Source organism: Pseudomonas sp. A-1, assembly GCF_004801855.1.
Classification (GTDB): Bacteria; Pseudomonadota; Gammaproteobacteria; order Pseudomonadales; family Pseudomonadaceae; genus Geopseudomonas.
This window is the reverse complement of the sequence record NZ_SSTC01000232.1, coordinates 1-685: the sequence shown is the minus strand read 5'-3', so window position 1 is coordinate 685 and position 685 is coordinate 1. Positions and strand designations below refer to the sequence as shown.

The window sequence follows — 685 nt, the reverse complement described above, 5'->3', positions numbered from 1 at the left end:
GCGGCGCAGGGCGGCCTCGGCGCCCGCCACATCGCCCTGCTCCAGCAGCTGCTCGCCGCGCTGGCCGGCCTGCCAGGCCGGGTCGGCGACCTGCCGGCGCTGCGCCGCGAGAGTCTGCTGCGCCTCGGCCTGCAGCGGCGAGTCCGGGTAGCGGCGCACGAACTCCTGCCAGGCGGCGACGCTGGCGTGGCCCAGCGGCAGCTCGGCGAGGTACTGGAACTCGCGCTGCGCCGCCGCCTGGCTGGCCTGCGGCTCCGCGGCCAGCTGGTGCAGCAGGCGCCGCGCCTCGTCGCCGCGGCCCTCGTCGAACAGCAGGTCGGCGAGGGTCTGGCGCAGGCCGACGTGCTCGGGATAGTGGCGCGCCAGTGCATCCAGCGCGGCGATCGCCTGCGCCCGCTGGCCGTCCTGACGGCTGCGCAGGCGCCAGTATTCGAGGCCCAGCTCGAGGGTCGGCGGCGCTCCGCCGAGCAGGCGGTCGTAGGCCGCACGCGCCTCGTCCACCCGGCCGCTGGCGGCCAGCAGACGGGCTCCCTGCAGCGCCTGCTGGCCCTGGGCCAGCGACAGCTTGAGCAGGATCTGCGTCTGCAGGGCGAGCGGCGAGTCCGGCGCCTGGCGGTACAGGCGATTGAGATAGCGCCCGGCCGCGCGCGGCTCGCCGCGGCGCAGCGCCAGGCGCGCCGCGGCG

General features: G+C 77.7%; 1 protein-coding gene. It reads right to left on the bottom strand.

The annotated features are described in order from the left end of the window. The coding region (locus E5198_RS21325) for a tetratricopeptide repeat protein (RefSeq protein ID WP_136491879.1) at positions 1–685 on the bottom strand (685 nt) is incomplete at both ends.